At 63.9% G+C, this 4,277-nt stretch carries 6 protein-coding genes; all 6 read right to left on the bottom strand.

Translation table 11 applies throughout. The features are described 5' to 3' along the window. Positions 1 to 93: 93 nt before the first annotated feature. Complete coding sequence (locus tag QZS21_RS11480) at positions 94 to 582, bottom strand: RNA polymerase sigma factor (protein ID WP_295583521.1); 489 nt, start codon at positions 580 to 582, stop codon at positions 94 to 96. 109 nt (positions 583 to 691) lie between these two features. Then, positions 692 to 1,036, bottom strand: coding sequence for a cupin domain-containing protein (locus tag QZS21_RS11475; protein ID WP_295583519.1), 345 nt, complete (start codon positions 1,034 to 1,036; stop codon positions 692 to 694). 30 nt (positions 1,037 to 1,066) lie between these two features. Further along, entirely contained in the window at positions 1,067 to 1,849 is a 783-nt protein-coding gene (locus QZS21_RS11470) for an SDR family NAD(P)-dependent oxidoreductase (RefSeq protein WP_295583517.1), read from the bottom strand. Between the two features lie 183 nt (positions 1,850 to 2,032). Continuing rightward, the gene (locus QZS21_RS11465) at positions 2,033 to 3,085 is read right to left on the bottom strand and encodes a transaldolase family protein (RefSeq protein WP_295583515.1); all 1,053 of its coding nucleotides are present in this window, start codon (positions 3,083 to 3,085) and stop codon (positions 2,033 to 2,035) included. A 49-nt stretch (positions 3,086 to 3,134) separates the two neighbouring features. Next, on the bottom strand, positions 3,135 to 3,872 hold the full coding sequence (locus QZS21_RS11460; protein WP_295583513.1) for an SDR family NAD(P)-dependent oxidoreductase: 738 nt from the start codon (positions 3,870 to 3,872) through the stop codon (positions 3,135 to 3,137). Between the two features lie 169 nt (positions 3,873 to 4,041). Then, positions 4,042 to 4,277 (bottom strand): hypothetical protein (locus tag QZS21_RS11455; protein WP_295583512.1); only part of this gene is annotated, 236 nt, incomplete at its 5' end.

Below are 4,277 nucleotides of genomic sequence, written 5' to 3'. Positions count from 1 at the left end.
GGCCGGGCGGCCTCTGCGGCCTCCGCGGCCCGGGCCGCCAGGGCGGCCTTCTGCTTCGGCGTGAAGTGCAGGGCGTTCAGCGATTGCTGGTAGTCATACAGATTGTTCATATTCCGTTCCTCCTAACGTTTCCCGCAGCCGCGCCCGGCCCCGGGCCAGGCGGGTGTGGACGGTGGCGGTGGGGATGCCCAGGATCTGGCCGATCTCCGACGCCTGGTAGCCCTCGTAGTAAAAGAGGTAGATGACGGCGCGGTAGTGGGCCGGCAGGCCGTTCACCGCCGCCAGCACGGACCCGTCCGCCGCCTCCGGGGCGGGGACCTCCGCGCAGGCCTCCAGACCGCAGGTCCGCTTCCGCCAGGGACTTTTCAGCAGGTCCTTGCAGGCGTTGGCCGCCATCCGCAGCAGATAGGCCCGCTCATGGTCGGGGCTCTCGAAGTCCCGGGGCTCCGCCAGCAGACGGACGAAAACCGTCTGGCAGACGTCCTGGGCGTCGTGGGTGTTTTTCAGATAGGTATAACTCAGGCGGAGAATGGCGTCGGCATAGGTCTCCGCCAAATATTCCGCCTTTTCCCGTGGGGTCATGGTATCAACTCCTTTGGAGCGCTCTCACCAAGGATACGATTGAGAGGGACGAAAACTTTCAAAGACAGAAAAAAAGAGCGGCTGCCGCCGCTCTTTTTTTCAAAAGACCTCATTCCAGGACGATCAGGGCGATCAGCTCCAGGGGGGCGCCGGACCGGTTTTCCATGCCGTGGACCTCGCCGAAGCCGGTGGCGCAGATGTCCCCGGCGTGAACCGGGACCTCCGTGCCGTTGTCGTTGAACACGCCCTCGCCCTGGAGAATGTAGTAGAACTCCGTCTCGTGGACGTGGGGGTGGTCGCCAATGGAGCAGCCGGGCTGGATGGTGACGTGGGCGAACATCCGGCCGTGGCCGTACAGGCCCTCCTTGTCCGTCAGGTCCTTGATGTGGACCAGGCCCTTGCCGTTTTGGATGCAGATGTCCCGGGTGGGACAGTCGCCGGAGCGTGTGTACATGGGGCGGACCTCCTTATATATAATGTGCAGTCAGAATGCGACGGTTACGCCGCCGTCCACGGCGATGGTCTGGCCGGTGACAAAGGAGGCCGCGTCGGCAGCCAGGAACACGGCGGCCGCCGCGATCTCCGGCACCCGGCCCAGGCGGCCCATGGGGATGTGCTCCTCAAAATAGACCCGCTTGCTGGGATCCTTCTCCATCAGCCCCTCAATGAGCTTGGTGGCGGTCTGGGCGGGGGCAATGGCGTTGACCCGGACACCCCGCTTGGCCCACTCCACCGCCATGACCTTGGTCAGGGAGGTCACGCCGCCCTTGGCGGCGGCATAGTTGCTGTTGCCGGTGGTGTTGGCCACAATGCCGATGATGGAGGACATGTTGATGATGGAGCCGCCGCCGTTTTCCAGCATGTAGCGCCCGGCCTCCCGGTCGCACAGAAACACGCCCTTGAGGTCGATGTCGATGACCTTGTTCCACTGGTCCAGGGTCATCTCCTCGGCGGGGGCGCGGACGCTGACGCCGGCGTTGGCCACCATGATGTCCAGCCCGCCCATCTGCCGGGCGGCGTCCTGGATGGCGGCGGCCACCTGCTCCTCGTTGGAGACGTCGCAGGTGAGGGCGTAGGCCGTGCCGCCCTGGGCACACAGCTCCTCGGCGGCGGCCTTCACGGATTCCGCATTGATGTCGGCCACGGTGACGGCGGCCCCGGCCGCGCAGAAGGCCTCGGCAATGGCCAGGCCCAGGCCCTGGGCGCCGCCGGTGACCAAAGCGTGCTTGCCCTCCAGGGAGAAGAGGTTCTTGTAATCTTGAATCATGGGAAAAGCCCTCCAGTTCAGTGATTTTGGCGGTGAACACCGCGTGTTGGCTGTGAAATGATTATAGCAAGGCGGCACAGCGCCTGCAAGCCGCCCGGGGGAAGCCATTCGGAATTGACAGGCAGACCCCGAAATGAAAGGTGGAAAGCCCGCCCCTGCCGGACGCAGGGGCGGGCGGGGCCGTCAGATCCAGCGGCCGGTGGACTTGTTGGAGAGATAGGTCTCCAGGGGGGCCCAGCCGGTCTCCATAAACTGGCTCAGCAGCTTCTGGGTGACGCCGAAGGTGATGAACTCGCTGGGCTTCATGCCGTCGGGCTCGTAGGCCCGGACGAACTCGGGAATCTTCATCAGCTGCTCGATGATCTTCGGGTCCATGGGCTCGCCGATCTTCTCCACCTGCTCCGGGTCCTCCGCCAGGATCATGTCCTGCACCCGGGTGTTGATGGTGTACAGCAGGCGGCCGCCGGCCATCTCGGTCATGTGGTAGGAGCCCCGCAGGCCGGCGGGCATGATGATGCAGTCGGACTTCATGTCCTCCAGAATGCCGTAGGTCCGCTTGGCCACCGCCAGGCCCGCCCGGGTGATGACGGACTCCGGCAGGCCCAGCTTCATGTCCTGGGCCACGTCCCGCAGATAGTCGTCCAGCCGGCCCACCTGCTGCACCACGATGCACAGGGGGGGCTTCACGCCGTTGGCAATGGCCTTCTGCTTGCCCCGCTCATAGGCCTCCGCCACGGCGATGCCCTGGGCCACGGAGACGTTGATGGTGGCGCAGATGGGGATGCCCTCCTCCGCCAGGTGCTCGATGACCTCCACGCCGGCGGCGGTGGCGGGCAGCTTCACGGCGATGTTGGGCGCCCAGGAGTGAACCCGGCGGCCCTGGGCCAGCATCCCCTCGGCGTCGCCGGCCCGGCCGGGGTTCAGCTGCCCCAGGGCGTAGCCGTCGGCGCCGTCGGTGGCGTCGTAGATGGGGCGGACCTTGTCCGCGGCGAAGGTGGCCACCAGCTTCAAAAGGGCCTCGGCGTGGGCCTCGGTGGTGGGGAAGTCATCCCCCAGGGCCAGGACCTTGGGGGTCCAGAAATCCGGCTCGGAGGTGAAGGAGCGGTAGGTGAGGACGGGGTTGGTGGTGACGCCGGTGGCGCCCCGCTGCAGGGCCAGCTCAATCTCGGCGGGGTTGCCGGAGTCGTGCCACCAGCGGGTGGCGGTGCACTGGTTGATCCATTCCAAATAATTCATTGTCTATGTATCCTCTCTTATGATGTAATGGCGGTGTCCGGGGGCAATCTCAGCCCATGTACATGCCGCCGTTGACGTCCAGCATCAGGCCGGTGACCCAGGCGGCGTCGTCGCTGGCCAGGAAGGCCACGGCCGCGGCCTGGTCCTCGGGGGTGCCCAGGCGGCCCAGCAGAATGCGGGGCATCAGGCGCTCCATGGCCTCGGGGGTGAAGCCCTTGGCGGACATGGGGGTGGCAGTGGTGCCGGGGCAGACGGCGTTGACGGTGATCTTCCAGGGGGAGAGCTGGCGGGCCATGCCTTGGGTCAGGGCGTTGACGGCGCCCTTGGAGGCGGAGTAGGCCAGGCCCGTCTCAAAGCCGCCCATCCGGCCGGCCAGGGAGCTGATGTTGATGATGCGGGGATACTGGGACTCCTTCAGATAGGGGATGGCCTGCTGGCACATGAAGAACAACCCCTTGGTGTTGACGGCCATCACCTTGTCCCAGGCGTCCTCGGTGGTCTCCTCGATGGACTGGGTGTGGAGGATGCCGGCCAGGTTCACCAGGATGTCGATGCCGCCCAGGCTGTCAGCGGCGGCCTTCACCGCGGTTTTGACGGACTCCACGTTGGAGACGTCGCAGTACAGGCCCACGCTGTCCTTCAATTCGGCGGCGGCCTCCCGGGCCTGCGCCTCGTTGACGTCCAGAATGGCCACCCGTGCGCCTTCGTCGTTCAGGCGCTTCGCCATGGCAAAGCCCATGCCCCGGGCGCCGCCGGTGACAATGGCGCGTCTGTTTTCCAATCTCATGATGCTGCATCCTCCCATTTAGACAAATTCGTTCAATATCAATTTTCCATATGTGGATACTCTATAAAAAATAAGGAGTAACCTTTTTGAGGATACGGCAAATTGGGGGGGATGTCAAGGAAGCGGTTGTTTTTCTGACAAAGTGACAAAATTTCAGGAGCGGATTTGGTCAGTATTTCACAGCTTTCCGGATTTCAGAATTTTTTCGCGGCGGTGTATCAAAAACGCACAAAACTCCCTTGCCTTTTGCCTTGCAGACTGTTATATTGAACATATGACAGCCAAAAGAGAAGGCCTCCGGCCAGGCGCCGGAGCGGAAATTGACAGGAAAGGGACGATACACATGTTCAAATACGGCGTGGCCTGTTCGCTGAACGAGGCGCCGGTCACCGCACCCATCATCTT

The sequence above is a fragment of the uncultured Oscillibacter sp. genome (genome assembly GCF_900544955.1).
GTDB lineage: Bacteria > Bacillota > Clostridia > Oscillospirales > Oscillospiraceae > Oscillibacter.
The sequence above is the reverse complement of the archived record's forward strand: the minus strand, read 5'-3'. Positions and strand labels throughout refer to the sequence as shown.

Bases quoted from the DNA above. Each gene is read 5' to 3' on its own strand.
- QZS21_RS11470 (WP_295583517.1), bottom strand. From the start codon at position 1,849: ATGATTCAAGATTACAAGAACCTCTTCTCCCTGGAGGGCAAGCACGCT.
- QZS21_RS11475 (WP_295583519.1), bottom strand. From the start codon at position 1,036: ATGTACACACGCTCCGGCGACTGTCCCACCCGGGACATCTGCATCCAA.
- QZS21_RS11465 (WP_295583515.1), bottom strand. From the start codon at position 3,085: ATGAATTATTTGGAATGGATCAACCAGTGCACCGCCACCCGCTGGTGG.
- QZS21_RS11480 (WP_295583521.1), bottom strand. From the start codon at position 582: ATGACCCCACGGGAAAAGGCGGAATATTTGGCGGAGACCTATGCCGAC.
- QZS21_RS11460 (WP_295583513.1), bottom strand. From the start codon at position 3,872: ATGAGATTGGAAAACAGACGCGCCATTGTCACCGGCGGCGCCCGGGGC.